16 protein-coding genes are annotated in these 16657 nt (G+C 67.6%); 6 read left to right on the plus strand and 10 right to left on the minus strand.

Annotated elements, in window-relative coordinates; translation table 11 throughout:
* Window positions 1-10 precede the first annotated feature (10 nt).
* The 8 genes from BW990_RS01905 to BW990_RS01940 all read right to left on the minus strand — a co-directional run bounded on the left by BW990_RS01905 (window position 11) and on the right by BW990_RS01940 (window position 7636).
* Window positions 11-484: a YcgN family cysteine cluster protein gene (locus BW990_RS01905; RefSeq protein WP_076444428.1), complete on the minus strand. Its 474-nt coding sequence runs from the start codon at window positions 482-484 to the stop codon at window positions 11-13.
* A 7-nt stretch (window positions 485-491) separates the two neighbouring features.
* Window positions 492-1424 (minus strand): bifunctional riboflavin kinase/FAD synthetase, encoded by a 933-nt coding sequence (locus BW990_RS01910; protein WP_076444430.1) that lies wholly within the window; start codon window positions 1422-1424, stop codon window positions 492-494.
* A 67-nt stretch (window positions 1425-1491) separates the two neighbouring features.
* Window positions 1492-1935: a MaoC family dehydratase gene (locus tag BW990_RS01915; RefSeq protein ID WP_076444432.1), complete on the minus strand. Its 444-nt coding sequence runs from the start codon at window positions 1933-1935 to the stop codon at window positions 1492-1494.
* Between the two features lie 165 nt (window positions 1936-2100).
* On the minus strand, window positions 2101-2973 hold the full coding sequence (locus BW990_RS01920) for a TIGR01459 family HAD-type hydrolase (protein ID WP_076444434.1): 873 nt from the start codon (window positions 2971-2973) through the stop codon (window positions 2101-2103).
* Between the two features lie 382 nt (window positions 2974-3355).
* Entirely contained in the window at window positions 3356-4276 is a 921-nt protein-coding gene (locus tag BW990_RS01925; protein ID WP_076444436.1) for a manganese-dependent inorganic pyrophosphatase, read from the minus strand.
* 92 nt (window positions 4277-4368) lie between these two features.
* Window positions 4369-5022 carry a YggS family pyridoxal phosphate-dependent enzyme gene (locus BW990_RS01930; protein ID WP_076444438.1) on the minus strand — a complete coding sequence of 218 codons (654 nt, stop codon included), beginning with the start codon at window positions 5020-5022 and terminating at the stop codon, window positions 4369-4371.
* A complete protein-coding gene (locus BW990_RS01935) occupies window positions 5013-6497 on the minus strand; it encodes a tetratricopeptide repeat-containing sulfotransferase family protein (protein WP_083950427.1) in 1485 nt (494 codons plus the stop codon). Before BW990_RS01935 ends, BW990_RS01930 begins: the two co-directional genes overlap by 10 nt.
* 80 nt (window positions 6498-6577) lie before the next feature.
* The gene (locus tag BW990_RS01940; protein WP_076444440.1) at window positions 6578-7636 is read right to left on the minus strand and encodes a porin; all 1059 of its coding nucleotides are present in this window, start codon (window positions 7634-7636) and stop codon (window positions 6578-6580) included.
* Between the two features lie 336 nt (window positions 7637-7972).
* On the opposite strand from BW990_RS01940, the gene BW990_RS01945 reads away from it, so the two are divergent.
* Complete coding sequence (locus tag BW990_RS01945) at window positions 7973-8479, plus strand: DUF3576 domain-containing protein (RefSeq protein WP_076444442.1); 507 nt, start codon at window positions 7973-7975, stop codon at window positions 8477-8479.
* Window positions 8480-8527: 48 nt separating this feature from the next.
* Here BW990_RS01945 and BW990_RS01950 read toward each other — a convergent pair whose 3' ends face one another.
* Complete coding sequence (locus BW990_RS01950) at window positions 8528-9787, minus strand: glycosyltransferase (protein WP_076444444.1); 1260 nt, start codon at window positions 9785-9787, stop codon at window positions 8528-8530.
* A 184-nt stretch (window positions 9788-9971) separates the two neighbouring features.
* Between BW990_RS01950 and leuS the strand changes: the two genes are divergently transcribed.
* The 4 genes from leuS (at window position 9972) to BW990_RS01970 (ending at window position 14857) form a co-directional block, all read left to right on the plus strand.
* Window positions 9972-12674 (plus strand): leucine--tRNA ligase, encoded by a 2703-nt coding sequence (gene leuS, locus BW990_RS01955; RefSeq protein ID WP_076444446.1) that lies wholly within the window; start codon window positions 9972-9974, stop codon window positions 12672-12674.
* Window positions 12661-13155 (plus strand): LPS assembly lipoprotein LptE, encoded by a 495-nt coding sequence (gene lptE, locus BW990_RS01960; RefSeq protein WP_076444448.1) that lies wholly within the window; start codon window positions 12661-12663, stop codon window positions 13153-13155. Before leuS ends, lptE begins: the two co-directional genes overlap by 14 nt.
* Window positions 13152-14177, plus strand: coding sequence for a DNA polymerase III subunit delta (gene holA, locus BW990_RS01965; protein WP_076444450.1), 1026 nt, complete (start codon window positions 13152-13154; stop codon window positions 14175-14177). The genes lptE and holA overlap by 4 nt, the downstream gene beginning before the upstream one ends.
* An 89-nt stretch (window positions 14178-14266) precedes the next feature.
* Window positions 14267-14857, plus strand: coding sequence for a glutathione S-transferase family protein (locus BW990_RS01970; protein ID WP_076444452.1), 591 nt, complete (start codon window positions 14267-14269; stop codon window positions 14855-14857).
* Here the strand turns inward: BW990_RS01970 and BW990_RS01975 are convergent.
* Entirely contained in the window at window positions 14833-16038 is a 1206-nt protein-coding gene (locus BW990_RS01975) for a TIGR03862 family flavoprotein (protein WP_083950428.1), read from the minus strand. The two genes, BW990_RS01970 and BW990_RS01975, sit on opposite strands and share 25 nt — an antisense overlap.
* A gap of 62 nt (window positions 16039-16100) precedes the next feature.
* Between BW990_RS01975 and BW990_RS01980 the strand changes: the two genes are divergently transcribed.
* Window positions 16101-16394, plus strand: a complete 294-nt coding sequence (locus BW990_RS01980) for an HNH endonuclease family protein (protein ID WP_076444456.1) — start codon at window positions 16101-16103, stop codon at window positions 16392-16394.
* Window positions 16395-16657: the final 263 nt, after the last annotated feature.

Genomic DNA, 16657 nt, shown 5'->3' on the forward strand with positions numbered 1-16657 from the left:
GGGCTCGCAATCAATGGGGTTCGTCGATGATGTGGTCTTCCCACGCATCGTCGTCGACTTCAAACTCGGGCACCGTCATGCCGCGCACCGATACGCCGGCCTCGTGCACGCTCTCGGCCCGGCCCGAGATCAGCGGGTGCCAATCGTAGAGTGGCCGACCGAGATGCAGCAGGCGGTAGGCGCAGGTGCGCGGCAGCCAGTAGGCGTGCTGCTCGAGGGTCTCGGGGCTCAGCACGATGCATTCCGGCACGAAGCTGTGGCGGGTGTCGTATTGCGCGCAGCGGCAGGTCGCATCGTCGAACAGGCGGCAGGCGACGCGGGTCAGGTCGACCTGGCCGGTCTCTTCGTCCTCGAGCTTGTTGAGGCAGCATTTCCCGCAGCCGTCGCACAGCGCCTCCCATTCCGCCGCGTTCATCTTGGAAAGCGGCTTGCGCTCCCAGAAGCGGGGGGACAGGCCGTCGCGGTCGATCGGGTCGTCGCTCATGGCCGGATCACAGGCTGGACAGGATCGCGCGCGCCTCGGCGCAATCGCGTTCCATCTGGGTGATGAGGGTCTCGACGCTGTCAAAGTTTTCCTCGGGCCGCAGGAACTCCACGAGACCCACCGAGAGGTGCGCGCCGTAGAGGTCGCCCTTGAAGTCGAAGAGGTAGGTCTCGATATTCGCGCGGTTCTCGCCGAACATCGGCCGCACGCCCACCGAGGCCGCGCCGTGATAGGTGCCCGCATGCGGCCCGTCGAGGATATCGACCAGCACCGCGTAGACCCCGAAGCGTGGCGGGTGCAGCCCGTCGATGGACATGTTGGCGGTGGGATAGCCCAGATCGCGTCCGCGCTTCTCGCCATGCAGAACCGGACCCTCGATGCGGTGCCAGTGGCCCAGAAGGTCGGCGGCATCGCGCGGGCGGCCCGCGCTCAGCGCCTCGCGGATCGCGGTCGAGGAAATCTGCCCCGTGCCGTTCGTCATCAGCGTCGCGATGGTGACGCCGAACCCCATGGCCTGCCCGAAGGCGACGAGGTCCTGCGCGGTGCCCGCGCGGCCCTTGCCGAAGCAGAAATCCGCGCCGACGACCGCGTGCGACAGTCCGAGGCCCTCGGCCAGCACATCGCGCGCGAAGTCTTCGGGCGAAAGCTGCGACAGGGCCCTGTCGAAGGGCAGTTCGAACAGCGTCTCGACGCCGAGCTTTGCCAGCCGCGACGCCCGCGCCGCCGCCGAGGTCAGCCGGAAGGGCGGGGCGTCGGGGGCGAAGAATTCGCGCGGATGCGGCTCGAAGGTCAGCACGCCGAGGGGCGCGTGGGGCGCAGCCTCCCGCGCGAGGTCGAGCACCGAGCGATGGCCCAGATGCACGCCGTCGAAATTCCCGATGGCCGCGCTGGCGCCGCGGGCCTCGGGGGGGATGGAACGGTGATCGCGGAGAATGCGCATGCCCGGGAAGTAGCGGCGCGGCGGGGCCTGTGCAAGCAGCGGCGTGCCGCCTCCGGGCCGTGGCGGATCAGTCGAGCTTGCGGGTCGGCGCGAGGACCGTCGCCTCGCCCACGAGGACCTTCTTGCCGTCGACGGCGCAATGGCACGACATGGTCACCCGACGCTTGCCCATCTCGATGCCGGTCACCGTCACCTCCGCATGGACCATGTCGCCCGGGCGCACCGGGGCGAGGAACTTCAGCGTCTGGCTCAGATAGACGGTGCCGTGGCCGGGCAGCTGCTCGCCGATCACCGCCGAGACGAGGCCCGCCGTCAGCATGCCATGGGCAATGCGCCCGCCGAAGATCGTGTCCCGGGCATAGCCCTCGTCCAGATGCACCGGGTTCCGGTCGGTCGAGACATCGGCGAACATCTCGATGTCCTGATCGGTGATCTCCTTCTGGAGATACCGGGTCATGCCCATCTCGATATCCTCGATCGGGATCGTGCCGCGCGGCTGATTGTCGAACATGGGCTGGCCTCCTGAGCGCCGCTGCGGGATCGCTGGGTAACAAAATGCGCGGCAACGCCGCCTTACCCGCAATAATATTGCTTGGCAAGCGCGTAAAGCAAGGCGGCTTTGGTCTTAGTCAGAAGGTCTGTGGCGCCCGGGGCGCAGTGGCCGGGCGGCCCGCGCCTAGCGCAGGAAGCCGATGGAATAGGTCGGCGAGATGCCTTCCTTCGCCAGATAGGCCGCCAGCGCGTCCGGATCGGGCTGCGCCTCGGTCCTGGTATCCGCCGCGGCGAGGCCCCCGGTGATGAAGAGCGAATCGATATCCTCGCCGATTGCGCCCGCGATATCGGTCTGCGGCCCGTCCCCGATGGCGAGGATATTGGCGTCGGACGGCGCGACGCCCAGCTCGGCCAGCCGGTTCCGCGCCAGGTCGTAGATCGGCGGATGGGGCTTGCCGAAATAGAGGCTCTCGCCGCCCATCTCGGTATAGAGCCGGGCGACCGCCCCCGCGCACCATTCCCGCGTCTCGCCTCGATCGACGACGATATCGGGGTTGGCGCAGAGCAGTTTCAGCCGCTTCTGCTTGGCATAGAGAAGCTGCGGGCGCAGCGTGGACGGGTCCGCATGCGGATCGAAGGGCCCGCAGCAGACGATGCCCTCGGCGTCTTCCAGATCGACGCGGGTGATCTCGACCGGGTCTGCGACCAGATGCAGCGGCGAAAAGAACGATTCGTCATGCGCCTCGCCCATGAACCAGACCTTCTGGCCCACCGCCCCGCGGAACATCGCCGCGCGCGCCGAGTCGCCCGAGGTCGCGATGGTGTCCCAGGCGTCCTCGGGCACGCCGAGCTTGGCGATCTGGCGGGCGACGCTGTCGCGCGGGCGCGGCGCATTCGTGAGCAGCACGACCTTGCCGCCGGTGGCGCGGAAGGCCTGCAGCGCCGTGATCGCGTCGTCATAGGCCCGCACGCCGTTATGCACGCAGCCCCAGAGGTCGACGAAAAGCGCATCATAGGGCGCGGCGATATCGGACAGCGAACGGACGATCTGGGACATGGGGGCGGCTCCTTGTGGGTTGGTGTCTTCCTAGGCCGGTGATCGGGGAATGGGAAGGACGGCGCTTGGAAGAGCCGAAAAGGGCCGCGCAGCGCTTCCCACTCCCGCGATTTGCGGATTGCCGGTTGTTCGGCGCGCCGGGGAGTGCGGAACAAGGCTGCCTTGGCAGCCGCCGCGCTCCAGCGCCGGTCCGGCCCCACCGGATCGGCGCTTTGGTCCCGCCAGCGCATCGCGCGACCGATGCGATGACGTGACGAGATAAAGCGCACTGGCCAGCCGTCGCTGCGCCGCTCCGCCGGACCGGCGCTGGAGCGCCGGATCCGGGCACGAAAAACGCCGGTCCCTGAAGACCGGCGTTTCCAGATACCGTTTCGCCTGGCGCTTACGCCTTCAGGTTCGGGATGATCTGCTTCTTGCGGCTCATGACGCCGGGCAGGACCACCGTGTCGCCCGAGACTGTCGCGTCGAAGCTCTTCTCGGCGATGGTCTTCACCCGGTCGTTCGGGATCAGCATCGTCGCCTCTTCGTTCAGGATATCGACGATGAACAGCGTCACCTCGTCGACACCGTCCTCGGCGCAGACCTCTTTCATCGAGGCCATCAGGCTGTCCTTGCGCGACAGCACCTGCTCGGGCGCGGTGGTTTCCAGCACCGAGACGCGCAGTTTCACACCGTCCACGGTGTATTCCTTGGAATCCATCCGGATCAGCTCGGCATCGGAGAATTCCGACACGTCGGACTTGGCCGCGAACATCTCGGCGGCATAGGCGGAGATATCGAGCCCCAGATCCTCGGCCAGCGCATGCGCGATGGCCTTGTCTTCCTGCGTCGTGGTGGGCGAGCGGAATTCGAGCGTGTCGGACAGGATGCAGGTCAGCATCGCGCCTTTGATCTCTTTCGGCGCCTGTGCCATGTCCTTGCCGATCATCTTCCACATGATCGTGGCGGTGCAGGCCAGCGGCTCGACCCGGATCTCGATCGGACCCTTGGTCTCGAGCCCGCCCACCAGCTTGTGGTGGTCGATGATGCCCTGGATATCGGCGCTGTTGATGTTCTCGGGCAGTTCGGCGGGATTGTTGGTGTCGACGATGACGACCGGCGCGCCGTCATCGAGCTTGCCGAGAACGCGCGGCATGGTCAGGCCCCAGCGCTCCAGCATGAAGGCGGCCTCGGTGTTGGGCTGGCCCAGCAGCACCGGCTCGGCCTTCTGGCCCTTGATCTCGTTCAGGTACCACGCCCAGATGATCGGGCTGCCGGTGGAATCGGTATCGGGCGATTTGTGGCCGAAAACCTGGATCGTCATGGGTGTCTCCTCGTCTCGTACATGAATTTGCGCGCCTTATAGAAGCGCCTCCCGGCGATGTCACCCATCCGCGGAAGGCGTCGGGCGTGGCGCTAGTCGTAGACCCGTTCGCCGAAGATCGCGGAGCCCACGCGGATGTGTGTCGCCCCGAGCCCGATGGCCTCCTCGAAATCGCCGGACATGCCCATCGAGAGGCCGTCCAAGCCGTTTCGCTCCGCGAGCTTCTTCAGCAGCGCGAAATGCAGGCTCGGCGTCTCCTCCACCGGCGGAATGCACATCAGCCCGACGACCGGCAGATCGAGGTCCCGGCATTCCTGCACGAAGCCGTCGATCCGGTCCGGGCCGATCCCGGCCTTCTGGTCTTCCTCGCCGGTATTGACCTGCAGGAAGATATCCGGGCAGGCACCCAGTTCCTGCGCGATGCGCGCGATGCTCTTGGCGAGTTTCGGACGGTCGACGGAATGGATGGCCGAGAAGAGCTCCATCGCCCGGCGGGTCTTGTTGGATTGCAGCGGGCCGATCAGATGCACCTTCGCGTCCGGATAGGTCTCCTGGAAGGCGGGCCACTTGCCCTCGGCCTCCTGCACCTTGTTCTCGCCGAAGAGCCGGTGACCTTCCTTCAGAACGGCCTCGACCCGCTCATTGGGCTGCACTTTCGATACGGCGATCAGGTGGATGTCGCCGGCGTCCCGGCCCGCTTCCGCGGCGGCCTTGGCGATGCGGTCGTTGATCTCTTTCAGTCCCATGGCGTGTCTCCCCAGGCCGCGATGAACGGGGCCAGTTCTGTCTCGAATTTGGTCCAGGCCGCCGCGCGCCCGGCATGGATCGGCTGGCGCACCTGCGCGATACTGAGCGTCTTCACCGCCGCTTTCGACTTGTGAAAGCTGAGGCAGGCCTCTTCCCATTCAAGCCCTGCCGCCGCGATCAGCCGGCGCGCCTCGGGCTCCGGCGAATGCACCAGGTCCTCGTAGCGCACCTCGACCAGCCGATCGCCGAGGCGGCCTTTCCAATAGGTGATGCTGGCGCGGAAGTCCTTGATCGCGCTTGCGATATCGCGCAGGTCGTTGCCGTAGCGATGGCTGCCCGTGGTAAAGTGATTGCGGTAGATCGAGAGCGCGATGTCGCGCGGATCGCGGTGGATCACGATGAACCGCGCGCCCGGCAGGGCCCGTGACAGGTAGCCGTAGATCAGGTGGTTCTGGATCGACTTGTCGGTGAAGACGCCCGCCCGCGCGCCGGTATCGCGCCGCGCAAGGGCGCGGTAGGCGCGGGCAAACTCCGCGATCTGCGCCTCGGGGATGGCGCGCAGGGGCGCCATCTGCCCGTTCTTCACGAAGTCCGACCAGACCAGTTTCAGCGCATGGGCGAGCTCGCCCCCGGCGGTCGCCTCGCTGTGCGCGGCGATGATCTGTTCGGCCAGCGTGGTGCCCGACCGGGGCATGCCGGTGACGAAGACGGGATGCGGCGCCTCGGGATCGCCGACAGGCGCGAGGTCCGCGCCCTCCTGTGCTGCGCGGATCGCCAGTTGCTCGGCCCGGCGTGCGGCGTCGTCATAAGGCGCCATCCGGCGCTGCAGCCCGTTGGCCTTGTGCAGCGCGGCGAAGGCCTCGGCGCCCCGGTCCTGATCGAACAGCGCCTTGGCCATGGCGAAATACGCCTGCGCGCGGGCCTCGTCGGTGGTTTTCGGGTTGTTCAGCGTCTTGCGCAAGGCATGCAGGAGCGGGTCGTCCGCGCCGATCTTCTGGCCCGCGAAGAACATCCGGTACAGCGATCCCTCGCGCGGATGACGCCGCAGGAGGTGGCGGAAGATCGCCTCGGCCTCGTCGAACCGCCCGATCCGCTGGAGATAAAGCGCCTTGTCCGCGCGCGGTCCGATCTTCGACGGCGCAGCCCTGATGCGCCCGTCATGGGCGGCCAGCGCGGCGTCGGCATCGCCCGCGGCCGCGTAGGCGTCGGTGGCGGCGTCCAGCAGCGCGGGCTCGTCGGGTTTCAGCGCCAATGCGCGGGTCAGATAGGCGGCGCGCGCGGCATGGTCGCCCGAAAGATGCGCCACGCGCGACAGCTGGAACTGGATTTCCGGCTGATCCGGGCGCGCCTTGTCCAGCGCCTCGAAGGTCGTGCGCGCCTCGCCCAGCCGTCCGGCCTGCAATGCCGCAAGACCCGCCTGGTAGCGGGCCGTCAGCTCTCCGGTTCGGGCGGTCTGGTTCGGGTTGCGGGCCATGCCTTCGGTCTAGGTGGCATCCGCGCAAAAGAAAAGAGCGGGCCCGAAGACCCGCTCTCTCATCCAATCTCCGGGGGAGATTAGAAGTTCATGCGTGCACCCAGCGAGAAGGTGTCGGAGTCGTCCTCGACGCCGCCGATGTCCGTCTCGGTGTAGCCGTAGCCAGCGCGCAGCTGGAAGCCGCCGCCGAGGTCGTAGGTTGCGGCCAGGCCGTAACCTTCGGAGGTGTCGTCCTCGTCGATGGTGTAGATGCCGTAGTTCAGGCCGATGGCCAGGGCATTCATGGTGTAGCCGATGCCGACGCCGACGTGGTTTGCATCATCTGCGCCTGCGAGAGCGCCGGTGTTGTCGTCGTCGATGTCCCACGCGCTGTAGGTCACGCCGAGCGACAGGCCGTTGGCCAGACCGCCGGTCAGAGCAACGGAGACGATCTCTGCGTTGTCTTCCTGCGCCTGGTAGCCGATGCCTGCGTTCAGGTCGACGCCGCCGACGTTGGCCGCGTAGCTGAAGCCGACTGCGAAGATGTCGTCGCTGTCGTCTGCGCCGTTTGCTTCCTGCTCAGCCGAGAGCGATGCCGTGATGGCGCCGATCGCGTAGTCGAGACGTGCGATCTGGCCGTCGCCGGAGTTCAGCAGGCCGCCTTCGAAGGCTTCGCCAGCGTCGTAGCCGCCGTGGATGGTCTCGTCGTCTGCGAGCGAGCCGCCTGCGAGGGCCATCTCGGGAACGCGTGCGTCGAGTGCGCCGTCGGTGTCGCCCATGGTCAGGGTCACGCCGCCGAAGGAGACGAAGATCGACTCACCGCCCTGACGGGCCGCAGCGAACGAGCCCGACGAAGCATCGATGGTGCAAACCTCGGTGCCGCCGGCAAAGTTGTCGGCCAGGCCCGGTGCGTCGGTCAGCGTGCAGCTGTCGGTGCCGCCATCGGACTCGTCGAGATCGACGTTGGCGCCGAAGGTCAGGCCGTTGTCTGCTTCACCGGACATGGTGAAGGTGACGTCGATGTCGGTGAAGAACTGGGTGTCGATGTCTTCGCCGCCGAAGATACCCATTTCTGCAAAGCCGGACAGTGCGATGTCCTGAGCCGATGCGACGCCTGCAGTTGCAACGAGCGCGGTCGATGCAAGAAGAAGCTTTTTCATTGTTTCCCTCATGTGTTCGTAAGGCACGTACCAATCCGGATATCCGGCCTTGATGCGGTTTCTATGCGCCGAGGGGGGCGGGGGTTGCAAGCGGACCCGCCGGGGCCTTCGGAACATTCATGTCCGTGATGCACATTTGCCACAAGGATTTCACACCCCCGCCACAAGGCCCTGCGGGGACGGGCCGGACGGCGCCGCGGGCCTGCGGACCGTGTCGCCCGCGCGGTTCCGGGGCGGCCGGACAAATGCCCGAAACGGCGGAAACCATTGACGACTTGTTCCGGCAGGGCGCGGCTAGTAAGGAATATTGCGACGCATAGGTGGAAGGGACCAGACATGACAGCCAAGCGGATCGCAAACGCGTTCGGTCTGATCGGCCTTTCGGCGCTTCTCGTAGGCTGCGGCATGTTCCAGCGCGACCCCGCCGCCCCGCCGGTTGAAACCCGTCCGGCGCAGGAGATCCTCGACCAGGAAATCTACGGCGACGAAGGTCCGCCCTCGTCGACGATCTGGGATTTCTTCCGCGGCAGCCAGGACGCCGAGAATGTGGGCTCGGTCAACCGCTACATCTGGAATGCCGCGCTCGAGACGCTGAGCTTCCTGCCGCTCGACAATGTCGATCCGTTCACCGGGGTCATCTCCACCGGCTACGGGACGCCGCCGGGGGGCGGGCGCGCCTATCGCGCGACGGTCTATGTCTCCGATCCTGCGCTCGATGCGCGGTCGCTGAACGTCGCGCTGATGACCCGCTCCGGCCCCGCCAGCGCCGCGACGGTGCTCGCGGTCGAGGATGCGATCCTGACCCGCGCCCGGCAGCTGCGGCAGCGGGATTCCCGTTACTGACGGTGTGGCCCGAGCGCATGATCCGCGGGGCGTGTGCCGCCCCGCGCCTCAATCCATCGGCGGACGCGAAGACCGCGCCGACAGGTCCTCGACCCATTTGACCAGTTGCGGCAGGCAGCGCGTGCGCAGGTCGTAATTCTCCACCACATGCGCCCGCGCCCGCGCACCCAGCGCCTTGCGCGCCGCCGCATCCTCGGCAAGGCGCGACACCTTCTCGACCAGCGCCGGACCGTCGAAGAAATCCGTGAGCCAGCCCTGAACGCCGTCCTCCAGCACTTCGCGCACCGGCGGCGTGTCGCTCGCCACGATGGCGGCGCCCACGCTCATCGCTTCCAGCAGCGACCAACTCAGCACGAAGGGATAGGTCAGGTAGACATGCACCCGCGCCACCTGGATCAGCGCAAGGTAGCGGGCATACGGCACCCGCCCGAGAAAATGCACGCGCGCCCAGTCGGCATCGGGGATCTCGCCGCGCACCTCGTCGATGAAGATCTGCTTCCAGCTTTGCCCGCCGGGCGCCCGGGCGCCGTAGCTGACCTCGTCGCCGCCCAGCAGCACGACCCGCGCCTTGGGCCGTTCGCGCAGAAGGCGCGGCAGCGCGCGCATGAAGACGTGATAGCCCCGGAACGGCTCGAGATTGCGGTTGATGAAGGAAATTACCTCGTCGTCCCGCGTCAGCATGGTTCCGTCCTCCAGCGTCAGCGCCGCATCGGGGTTCGGGCGCACGAGGTCGGTATCGACGCCGTCGTGGATCACCCGCAGCCGGTCCTGGAACCGCTCCGGGAAGGTGTCCGCCTGGAAACGCGTGGGGCTGAGGCCCGCATCCATGATCTCTTCGTGCAGGCGGTTGTTGATGTTCTTCATCCGCAGCTTGAGCGGCACGTCCGCCGCGACCTTCGGCGGAAATTCCGGATCGAAGGCGGAAAAGAGTGGATCCGACAGGTGGTAGAGCTCGCAATAGAGACCCATCCGCGCCTCGGGCCAGATATCCTTCAGGAACAGGGGCTCGCCCCAGCCGTGATGGGCGAGGATCACGTCGGGCAGATAGCCCTGCTGCCGCAGCCCCAGAGCGGCGCGATAACACGCCGTCGCGCGCAGGAGCTTGGTCTCGAAATCCGCGAGCAGCGGGAAGATGTCCTTGGTGGACTTGCCGGTGATCTCGTAGGGCAGGATGCGCACTCCCTGCCACATGGTGGGCTTTTTCACCTTGGGGGTCAGGGCCGTGACCTGATGGCCCTGGCGCACCAGTTCCGGGGCGAGGTGCTTGTATTGTCCGGGGAAGTTCTGGTGGATGCAGAGGATGTTCATCGGCCGTCCCGGTGGTGTCGGTGCTGCCCTTCTGTGGCACGGAGAGCCCGGCTTCGCCTAGCGCCCCCGCAGCCGACGCGCCGCCCCTGTGCCCATCCTGCCGCCCTTATGGGTGGACGCCAATGCGCTGCCGCCCTATCACGCCCGGTGAGTTACAGATCATGCCCGCGAGAGGGGAGCTTCCATGTCGCGCTACGCACCCGCCGAGATCGAGCCGAAATGGCAGGCCGCCTGGGACGAGGCCCAGACCTTCCGGGCCGCGCGCACCGGCGACAAGCCCAAATATTACGTGCTCGAGATGTTCCCCTATCCCTCGGGCCGCATCCATATCGGGCATGTGCGCAACTACACGATGGGCGACGTGATCGCGCGCTACAAGCTCGCCACCGGCCATAACGTGCTGCACCCGATGGGCTTCGACGCCTTCGGCATGCCCGCCGAGAACGCCGCGATGGCCAGCGGAGGCCACCCCAAGGACTGGACCTATTCCAACATCGACACGATGGTCGACCAGATGAAGCCGCTGGGCTTCGGCCTCGACTGGAGCCGCATGTTCGCCACCTGCGACCCGGAATATTACGGCCAGCAACAGGCGCTGTTTCTGGATTTCCTCGAAAAGGGCCTCGTCTACCGCAAGGAAGCGGTGGTGAACTGGGATCCGGTGGACATGACCGTGCTCGCCAACGAGCAGGTGATCGACGGCAAGGGCTGGCGCTCGGGCGCGGATGTGGAACGCCGCGCGCTGACGCAATGGTTCTTCCGCATCTCGGATTACTCCGAGGAATTGCTCGACGCGCTCGACACGCTCGACGACTGGCCCGCCAAGGTGAAGCTGATGCAGGCCAACTGGATCGGGCGGTCGCGCGGTCTGCAGTTTGCCTTCTCGACCGTGGATGCGCCGGATGGCCATGACCGGATCGAGGTCTACACGACGCGGCCCGACACGCTGCTGGGTGCCTCCTTCGTGGGCATCTCGCCCGATCATCCGCTGGCCCGTCACCTTGAGCGCGACAACGCGCGGATCGCCGAGTTCTGCGCCGAATGCCGCCGCATGGGCACTTCCGAGGAGGACATGGAGAAGGCCGAGAAGCGGGGCTTCGACACCGGCATCACCGTGCGCCATCCCTTTGATACGTCTTGGGAATTGCCGGTCTACATCGCCAATTTCATCCTGATGGATTACGGCACCGGCGCGATCTTCGGCTGCCCCGCGCACGACCAGCGCGACCTCGATTTCGCGCGCAAGTACGAACTGCCCGTCACCACGGTCTATGCCCCCGCCATGGGCGAGGAGGGCACCTTCATCCTGCCCGAGGATGGCGGTCCGGCCTATGTGCCGCCGAAATCCGAGACCGTGCGCTACATCAAGGGCTTCGCCGGCGAGGAAGCGCAGACCGGCGATCAGGCCGTGGATGCCGCCATCGGCTTCTGCGAAGACAACGGCGTCGGCCAGGGCGTCACGAAGTTCCGCCTGCGGGACTGGGGTCTCTCGCGCCAGCGCTACTGGGGCTGCCCGATCCCCGTGGTGCACTGCGAGAGCTGTGGCGTGGTGCCCGAGAAGAAGGAAAACCTGCCGATCGAGCTGCCTTACGACGAGGACGGCACGGCGATCGACTTCTCGATCCCCGGCAACCCGCTGGACCGGCACCCGTCCTGGCGCGACTGTGCCTGCCCGTCCTGCGGTGCGCCCGCGACGCGCGAGACCGACACGATGGACACCTTCGTCGATTCGTCGTGGTACTTCGCGCGGTTCACGGCACCCCGCGCCGAGACGCCCACGGACATGGACGAGGCGTCCTACTGGATGAACGTCGACCAGTATATCGGCGGGATCGAGCATGCGATCCTGCACCTTTTGTATTCGCGCTTCTTCGCCCGCGCGATGCACCTGACGGGCCATCTGCCGGAGACCGCGAAAGAGCCCTTCGATGCGCTGTTTACGCAAGGCATGGTCACGCACGAAATTTACTACACGCGTAGCAGGTTCCAAAGGACCGAAATTATTGACGGCAAGTCACAGAAAATTGGAGTGACCAAAGCTGTATTTCATTACCCGGATGAAGTCGTAGTTGGTCAATTTGATGGTAAGCGCGTCGGTGTCCTGAAAAAGGACTTCGATCCAGCATTGTCTTTCGAAGAGAATTATGGGGCTGTAAAAAACGATATAGAAAGGGCAGTCGACATCATTCCCTCGGCCAAAATGTCGAAATCCAAGAACAACGTGGTCGATCCCGTCGCCATCATCGAGCAATACGGCGCCGATACCGCGCGCTGGTTCGTCCTCTCGGACAGCCCGCCCGAGCGGGACGTGGAATGGACCGCCGCCGGGGCCGAGGCCGCGAACAAGCATCTGGCGCGCGTCTTCCGCATCGCGACCGAGGCCGCCGCCTCCGAAGAGCCCTCGCAAGAGGGCGATGAGGGCCTGCTCCGCGAGATGCACAAGACCATCGACGAGGTCACGAAGGGCGTCGAAAGCTTCGGCTTCAACGCCGCCATCGCGCGGCTTTACGCCTTCACCAACACGCTGTCGAAGGCCAAGGCCGGTGGCGCGGCCAAGCGCGAGGCGGCGAAAACCCTCGCGCAGCTCATGTCGCCCATGACCCCGCATCTGGCCGAGGAACTCTGGCAAACCCTCGGCGGCGACGGGCTCATCGCCAATGCGCCCTGGCCCGAGGCGGACGCGGCGATGATGGTCGAGGACACCGTGACGCTGCCCATCCAGATCAACGGCAAGCGCAAGGCGGAGATCGCCGTGCCCAAGGACATGGACAAGGCCGAGGTTGAAAAGACCGCGCTCGCTCATCATGCTGTGGTCAAGGCGCTCGAGGGCGCCGCGCCCAAGAAGGTGATCGTCGTGCCCGGACGGATCGTGAATGTCGTCATCTGACCGCCGCCAGCTGCTCGCGGGCCTCGCCGGGCTTGCGGGCCTCGCCGCCTGCGGCTTCACCCCGGCCTATGGCCCGGCGGGCGGCGCCTCGGACATCCTCGGCACCATCGCCGTCGCGGAGCCGTCGAATCGCAACGGCTACCTTCTGGTGCGCCGTCTCGAAGAGCGGCTCGGCCGGGCCTCGGGGCCGATGCAGCTGGACTATGAATACCGCATCGACGAGCAGGATTTCGGCACCACCTCGGCGGGCTTCACCACCCGCTACCGGCTCGTCGGCACCATCACCTACGAGCTGAAAGAGGCCTCCGGCCGCCTCATCACCCGCGGCACGGTGGAGGAATTCGTCGGCTTCTCGGCCACCGGCTCCATCGTCTCGACACCCGCCGCGCGCGCCGATGCCGAGGTGCGGCTGGCCACCATCCTCGCCGATCGCATGGTCGAGGAACTGATCTTCGCCGCCGATCTGCTGCCCCCCGCATGAAGCTCTCGGTCCGCGACGCGCCCGCCTATTTCCGCAAGCCCGACCCCGATGCCACGGGTCTGCTGATCTTCGGCGAGGACGCGATGCGCGTGGCGCTCAGGCGGCAGGAGGTGATCGCGGCGCTCGTCGGCCCGCAGGGCGAGGAGGAGATGCGCCTGACGCGCCTTTCGGGCGGCGATCTGCGCAAGGATCCCGCGGCGCTCCTGGATGCGGTCAAGGCGCAGGGCTTCTTTCCGGGCCCGCGCGTCGCCTTCGTCGAGGATGCCAACGACAATGTGGCCGAGGCGGTGACCAACGCGCTCACGGACTGGCAGCCGGGCGATGCGCAGATCGTCGTGACCGCGGGCGCGCTCAAGGCCACGTCGCGGCTGCGCAAGCTCTTCGAGGCCCATCCCCGCGCCTATGCGGCGGGCATCTACAACGATCCGCCGAGCCGCGCGGAGATCGAGGCCGATCTTGAACGGGCGGGGCTGTCGGGCGTCGATCGCAACGCCGCCGAGGCGCTGCACGCGCTGGCGCGCAGCCTCGATCCCGGCGATTTCCGCCAGACCGTCGAGAAGGTCGCGCTCTACAAGATCGGCGACGCGGCCCCGCTGACCGCCGAGGAGGTCGCGCTGATGGCGCCCACCTCCACCGAGGCGGATGTGGACGATATCCTGCACGTGGTGGCCGAAGGGCAGGTGGACCAGATCGGCCCGGTGATGCAGCGGCTCACGGCGCAGGGCACGAACCCGGTGACGCTCGTCATCATGGCGACCCGGCATTTCCGCGCCCTGCATGCGGCGGCCTCCGATCCAGGCGGGGCGGCGGCGGGCATCGCCCGGGCACGTCCGCCGATCTTCGGGCCGCGCCGCGACCGGATGCTGCGGCAGGCGCAGGGCTGGGGTGCGCGCAAGCTCGAGACGGCGCTGACCGTGCTGACCGATACCGACCTGTCCCTGCGCTCGGCGGGGCAGAAGGCGCCGCAGATGGCGCTTGTCGAACGCGCGCTGATCCGGCTCGCGATGCTGGCGCGCCGCTAGCGCGCGCCGCCGGGCCGGGCCGATGCGGGCATCGGCTTGTGGCGCCGCCCGCGCCGGGTCATCTTCGCTCAAGGCAGAGGAGGACCATCATGCCCTACACCATCATCGGATCGGCCAAGACCCGCGCCTTCCGCCCGCTCTGGCTGCTCGAGGAGCTCGGGCTCGATTACGACCACCGGCCCGTCGGGCCCCGTTCGGACGAGGTGCGCCGCGTCAGCCCGCTGGGCAAGGTGCCGGTTCTCGTTGCCGACGGGACGACGATCCCCGATTCGGGCGCGATCCTGCATTACCTCGCGGATCGCCATGGCGATTGGACCCACCCCGCCGGCAGCCTCGAACGCGCGCGGCAGGACGCCTGGACCTTCCGCATCCTCGACGAGCTCGACGCGCTGCTCTGGACCGCGGCGCGGCACAGTTTCATCCTGCCCGAGGAACACCGCGTGCCGCAGGTGAAGGAGAGCCTGCGCACCGAGTTTGCCAACAATCTCACCCGGATCACCGACGAGATGGAGGGCCCGTATCTCATGGGCGAGACGCCGACCGTTCCGGATATCCTGCTGTGTCATTGCGGCGGCTGGGCGCGGGTCGCGAAATTTCCCGACGCGCCCGAGGCGTTCAAGGCCTATTCGAAGCGCCTGCGCGAGCGCCCGGCCTATCAGCGCGCCGCGGCCCTGTCCTGATCCGGAGGTGCCCAGCCCGCCGCGTGCCGCCCGGCCCATAGCCCGGTGGCGAGGCAGGCGGTCAGCAGGTACCCCCCCGTCGGCGCCTCCCAGTCGAGCATTTCGCCCGCCGCGAACACGCCCGGATGCGCGCGCAGCATCAGGCCCGCATCGAGCGCCCCCTGGCGGATCCCGCCCGCGGTCGAGATCGCCTCATCCATCGGGCGCAGCCCGTCATGGGGGATCGTCAGCGCCTTGACGAGCCGGGCCAGCGCCTCGGGCGCGTCGGGCAGCGGGCGGGCGCATTCCATCAAGAGCGCCTGCGCGGCGGGGGGCAGTTTCAGCGCCTTGCGCAGCCGGTTCGACTGGCTGTCCTTGCCCCGCATGCGCGCCAGCCGCCGGGCCAGCGTCGCCACGTCCAGATCCGGCATGAGGTCGATGCGCAGCGCCGCGCCCTCCCGAAGCGCGGGCGAGAGCGGGTAGAGCCCGCCGCCCTCCAGCCCGGTTTTCGAGATCACCGCTTCGCCGCGCGAGCGCAATGCACCCGCGCTGAGCGCGATGTTCTTCAGGGGCGCTCCGAAATGCCGCGTCATATGCGCGGACCAATGGACGCCGACGCCCACATTGGCGGGCGCGAAGGGCGCCAGCGCCACGCCGTCCCGGCCCAGCCAGTCCGCCCAGGCGCCATCGGAGCCGAGCCGCCGCCAGGACGCCCCGCCCAGCGCCAGCACCGCGACGCGCGGGGCGATGTCCCGCGCGCCCTCGGGCGTGTCGAAGCGGAAGGGCGCCATGCCGCCGGTCCAGCGCCAGCGCGTGCGGGTCTCGAGGCCCTTGTCGGTCAGGCGGGCGAGCCAGGCGCGCAAGAGCGGCGAGGCCTTCATCGCGCGCGGGAAGACCCGGCCGGTGGAGCCCGCGAAGACCTCCTGGCCGAGGCCTTCGGCCCATGCCTCGATCCCGTCCGGCGGCAGGGCGTCGAGCATCGGCGCGAGCCAGGCCGCGGCGTCGCCATAGGCGGCGCGGAAGTCAGGAAGCTCTTCGCGCTTGGTGAGGTTGAGGCCGGATTTGCCCGCCATCAGGAACTTGCGTGCGAGGCTCGGCTTGTGATCGACCAAGAGCACGCCGCGCCCGGCATCGAGCAGCGCCTCGGCCGCCATCAGGCCCGCCGGGCCGCCGCCCACGACCAATGCGTCGCAATCGTCCATCCTTGATCCCCCGCGCGCGCGTCCCATCCTCTTGGCCGAGCCTTGGCCGAGGTACAAGCACCATGTCCGATCCGATCTGCCCGCTTTGTCTGCGCCCGATCCCGCCCGCGGCGAAGCAGAGCCTGCACCACCTCGTGCCCAAGCTGAAAGGCGGCAAGGGCGGGCCCGTCGTGCGCCTGCACCAGATCTGCCACAACGAGATCCACAGCACCTTCACCGAGGCGGAGCTGGCGCGGGCCTACAACACGCCCGAGGCGCTGCGGGCGCATCCGCGCATGGCGGCCTTCCTCGCCTGGGTCGCGAAGCGCCCGCCGACTTTTCACAGCCGGTCTTCGGGTGGGCGGCGCAAGCGCTAATGCACGGGCCGCGTGATCCGGATGGGCGCGTGCCGCGCGCAGGTCTGGCCCGCTGATCGTGCCGATCACCGGGCGGCAAGAGGGGCGCTGCCCCTCTCTTGGCGGCCTTGCCGCCAATTCACACCCCGACGTTTTCGGGAAAGATGGAGCCGGTCTTATCCCGGAGCGCGGGGGTGTTTCGTGTCGCGCCCGGCTGCCCTGCGGCGGGAGCCGATGCGGCAAAGAGGGGCGCGCCGGTCGGGCGGGGGCGTGCGCGGCGCGGG

This window comes from Roseivivax lentus, from assembly GCF_900156805.1.
GTDB classification, from domain to species: Bacteria; Pseudomonadota; Alphaproteobacteria; order Rhodobacterales; family Rhodobacteraceae; genus Roseivivax; species Roseivivax lentus.

Coding starts and splice junctions, on each gene's coding strand:
- BW990_RS01905 (WP_076444428.1), bottom strand. CDS start 484: ATGAGCGACGACCCGATCGACCGCGACGGCCTGTCCCCCCGCTTCTGG.
- BW990_RS01910 (WP_076444430.1), bottom strand. CDS start 1,424: ATGCGCATTCTCCGCGATCACCGTTCCATCCCCCCCGAGGCCCGCGGC.
- BW990_RS01915 (WP_076444432.1), bottom strand. CDS start 1,935: ATGTTCGACAATCAGCCGCGCGGCACGATCCCGATCGAGGATATCGAG.
- BW990_RS01920 (WP_076444434.1), bottom strand. CDS start 2,973: ATGTCCCAGATCGTCCGTTCGCTGTCCGATATCGCCGCGCCCTATGAT.
- BW990_RS01925 (WP_076444436.1), bottom strand. CDS start 4,276: ATGACGATCCAGGTTTTCGGCCACAAATCGCCCGATACCGATTCCACC.
- BW990_RS01930 (WP_076444438.1), bottom strand. CDS start 5,022: ATGGGACTGAAAGAGATCAACGACCGCATCGCCAAGGCCGCCGCGGAA.
- BW990_RS01935 (WP_083950427.1), bottom strand. CDS start 6,497: ATGGCCCGCAACCCGAACCAGACCGCCCGAACCGGAGAGCTGACGGCC.
- BW990_RS01940 (WP_076444440.1), bottom strand. CDS start 7,636: ATGAAAAAGCTTCTTCTTGCATCGACCGCGCTCGTTGCAACTGCAGGC.
- BW990_RS01945 (WP_076444442.1), top strand. CDS start 7,973: ATGACAGCCAAGCGGATCGCAAACGCGTTCGGTCTGATCGGCCTTTCG.
- BW990_RS01950 (WP_076444444.1), bottom strand. CDS start 9,787: ATGAACATCCTCTGCATCCACCAGAACTTCCCCGGACAATACAAGCAC.
- leuS (WP_076444446.1), top strand. CDS start 9,972: ATGTCGCGCTACGCACCCGCCGAGATCGAGCCGAAATGGCAGGCCGCC.
- lptE (WP_076444448.1), top strand. CDS start 12,661: ATGTCGTCATCTGACCGCCGCCAGCTGCTCGCGGGCCTCGCCGGGCTT.
- holA (WP_076444450.1), top strand. CDS start 13,152: ATGAAGCTCTCGGTCCGCGACGCGCCCGCCTATTTCCGCAAGCCCGAC.
- BW990_RS01970 (WP_076444452.1), top strand. CDS start 14,267: ATGCCCTACACCATCATCGGATCGGCCAAGACCCGCGCCTTCCGCCCG.
- BW990_RS01975 (WP_083950428.1), bottom strand. CDS start 16,038: ATGGACGATTGCGACGCATTGGTCGTGGGCGGCGGCCCGGCGGGCCTG.
- BW990_RS01980 (WP_076444456.1), top strand. CDS start 16,101: ATGTCCGATCCGATCTGCCCGCTTTGTCTGCGCCCGATCCCGCCCGCG.